Origin of the sequence: Planktothrix sp. FACHB-1355, from assembly GCF_014748295.1 — a bacterium.
Classification (GTDB): Bacteria; Cyanobacteriota; Cyanobacteriia; order Cyanobacteriales; family Aerosakkonemataceae; genus Aerosakkonema; species Aerosakkonema funiforme_A.
The window spans coordinates 1-3129 of sequence record NZ_JACJUP010000875.1 but is presented as its reverse complement, the minus strand read 5'-3'; the positions used below and the strand labels follow the sequence as shown (position 1 = coordinate 3129).

Here is a 3129-nt window from a genome sequence, read left to right as displayed (position 1 = left end):
CGTTTCGCGATCGGGTTTTTCTGTAAAGCGACTCACCCGGTAAGCGGGTAATTCCCCAAACGTGCCTACCTGTTCCCCTTGTTCAATATAGCCGTAACCGGTAGAGGGATAATTGGGTTTAATCCCCAAAGTGACGATCGCTTCTTTTTCAGCCGCTAATTGAGTCGCTGCATTAATAGTTTCCTGAAAAGCCGACTCATCAGCGATCCAGTGGTCAGCGGGGAAAAATCCCACCACAGCATTGTCGCCGTAGCGCCGTGCAATTTCCAGCGTTGTCCAAGCTACCGCCGGTGCAGTATCGCGTCCTTCCGGTTCTACCAGCAAATTGTCAACTGGCAAAAGGGGTAATTGCGATCGCACACCGTCAGCTAGTTGACTGCTCGTACAGACCCACAACTTCTCCCAGACACCAGAAAATGCCAAAAGGCGATCGGACGTTGCTTGCAGCAGACTTTTGCCGCTACCGTCCAGACTTAAAAACTGCTTGGGTCGATGCTTGCGGCTGAGAGGCCAGAAGCGTTCGCCTTTACCACCAGCAAGGATAACAGGAATCAAAGAGCTAGTCATCGCTTGTTTTTACGCTACCTCGCCCTATCGTACAAAGTTTATCCCGATTTGGCTTACCCCGACGCCTTTTTTCTAGGGGCTAGGGGCTAGGGATTAGGGGTTAGGGGCAAGGAAAGAGGGAAGAGGGAGAGGGGAAAGGGAAAAGGGAAAAAGGAGAGAATTAATCTTTTCTCTCTTTCCTCTTGCCCTTTCCCCTAGCCCCTAATCCCCAATCCCTTTTTTTTGACTTTTCTACGTTCTTTCCGGTCAAGCTATAATCTCGTTGACTTGTGTGTGAGTAATGACACACCAAAGTTGTGGATTTTTAGGTGTGGTAGGAGTGTGACGAGTGTTAGACGGAGTAGAACCTGTTGGAAATGGGTCAGAATCTCAACCTTCTAATTTTTCTGAGAAATCTCAGGAGTCTTCTAGGCTACTTTTTGCACAGCTAGTCAGTTTAAAGAGTCGTTTGCTGCATACGTTTAAACGCCCGCCAATGGCGAAATGGTTGTTTTGGAGTTTGGCTTTAGTCGGGACAACAACCGTTTCTGCCACCGTCGGGGCAACAGTCGCTTTGCTTGTACCCCTATCGCAGCAAATGTTTCAGCCGCAAGCTTGGTCGCTGCACGATTTGTGGCGCAATGCCTTTGTGTATCGTTTGTCGCGACCGATTAATATTTTAGTGATGGGACTCGATCGCGTTCCCGATGCAGAGGAAGACTCCCCTACGCGCATGAACGGTCGCAGCGACACGATGTTGCTGGTAAGGATAGACCCCAAAGACTATTCTGTCAAAATGCTATCGATTCCACGAGATACCCGCGTAGACACTCCCCAATTGAGTATCAAAAAAATCAACCAGGCAAATGTGGATGGTGGCCCAGCTTTGGCGGCAAACATTGTCAGGGGTGTGCTTAACGATGTGGAGATCGATCGCTACGTTCGCGTTACTACCGATGCTTTTCGGGAATTGGTAGATTTAGTGGGCGGTGTGGAAGTTTTTGTTCCTCAAAAAATGCAATATGTGGACGAAACTCAACGTTTGAAAATCGATTTGGAACAAGGATGGCAAGTTCTCAACGGCGAACAAGCCGAACAATTTGCCCGTTTCCGCAACGATCGCAAAGGCGATATCGGCAGGGTGCAGAGACAGCAGGTATTGCTGAAAGCTTTGCGAGAACGTCTGAGCAGTCCAACTATATTACCTCGTTTGCCAGGGATCGTGCGGGTGATGCAAAGATACGTTGACACTAATATTAGTTTGGAAGAAATGTTAGCGTTGGCAAATTTCGGGCTGAAGCTCGATCGCGCCGATATCAAAATGGTCATGTTGCCCGGTCGTTTCAGCGGGCCAAAAGAGTACGCTGCTAGCTACTGGATTATGGATAAAGCTGGGCGCGATCGCATTATGCACGATTATTTTGGCATCAACTCAAAAGATATTGCCTCTGATGCTAAACCTTCAGACAATTCTATTCGCATCGCTATCCAAAATGCTTCCGGTCAGCCCGCTCTCAGCGATCGCGTTGCCGAGTATTTAAAAAATCTTGGCTTCCGCAATATCTACCTGGTAAAAGATTGGCCGCAAGAGGAGCGCCGTACACAAATTATTGTGCAACAAGGCGATATAAAAGCAGCAGAAAACCTTAAAAGTGCTTTGGGTTTGGGTAATATTGAAGCCGCATCTATCGGCGATCTAGAATCCGACTTAACGCTGCGCGTCGGCAAAGATTGGCCTGATTCTGTGGCTAACTATTAAATCAAATTTCCTTTTGCTAAAGCGGTGATGCCGTGTTCTGGATATGTGCATCACCGTTTTATCATTTTATTGGCAAAAAAGATATATCGCTATTTATGAATATTTTTTGCAATCTCTCATAACTTGCCAAAGTACTTCTAGAATACGATTAATGTGAGCAACAGCAAATAGGGATTTTTACCCTTAACGCCTCGAACCCTTCTTAGCGGTAAAATACACGCAGGATAGCTCGGTACCTTCGATCGCAACGGGCCGGGATGTCTGAAACACAGGGGTTGTTCCGTGGGATATCGGTTTGATGGCAATTGTTTGGGATATTGTTACTTCGAGCGGGAGTTTGGTAATGTCATTCACAATTACTGGCCGTGTTTACGAAGCTGAAAGCGGTTTAGGAATTCCTGACCTAATTGTCGAAGCATTTGATAAAGATTTTCTCAAAAATGATGAATTAGGAAAAGCGCTCACAAATAGCGATGGCGGATTTGAAATCACTTACAATGAAGCCGATTTTAAAGGCAGATTTGAACATTTTGAAGGCAATCCCGATTTATTTATCGTTGTCAAAACGCCAGATAGTTCCAAAGTATTGTATAGCACAGAAAAAGAAATTCGTTCTGATGCCACGGAAAACGAGCATTTTGAGGTAGCTATTCCCAAAGTCGTCTTACTTGTACGCGAAGTAGACTCTTCAGGAATTGGAAAGCAATTATTAAAAATTCTCATCGGTTTTGCTTGGATAGATGGAGTCCTCGAACCGGGAGAACTAGCATTTTTAAAAGGGTTGGCGAAGGAAAAAGGGCTGGCTAACGATCCGGAAATTAAAA

The 3129-nt window shown here is 46.1% G+C and carries 2 protein-coding genes and 1 pseudogene; 2 read left to right on the top strand and 1 reads right to left on the bottom strand.

Annotated features, from left to right (window positions below; genetic code table 11):
* The coding region (locus tag H6S82_RS26320; RefSeq protein ID WP_191056960.1) for a sugar phosphate nucleotidyltransferase at positions 1 to 567 on the bottom strand (567 nt) is incomplete at its 3' end.
* A gap of 328 nt (positions 568 to 895) precedes the next feature.
* On the opposite strand from H6S82_RS26320, the gene H6S82_RS26315 reads away from it, so the two are divergent.
* Together H6S82_RS26315 and H6S82_RS26310 are read left to right on the top strand one after the other, a co-directional pair.
* Positions 896 to 2305 (top strand): LCP family protein, encoded by a 1410-nt coding sequence (locus H6S82_RS26315; RefSeq protein ID WP_322111948.1) that lies wholly within the window; start codon positions 896 to 898, stop codon positions 2303 to 2305.
* A gap of 343 nt (positions 2306 to 2648) precedes the next feature.
* Positions 2649 to 3129: pseudogene (locus tag H6S82_RS26310) on the top strand (hypothetical protein); the annotation flags it as partial.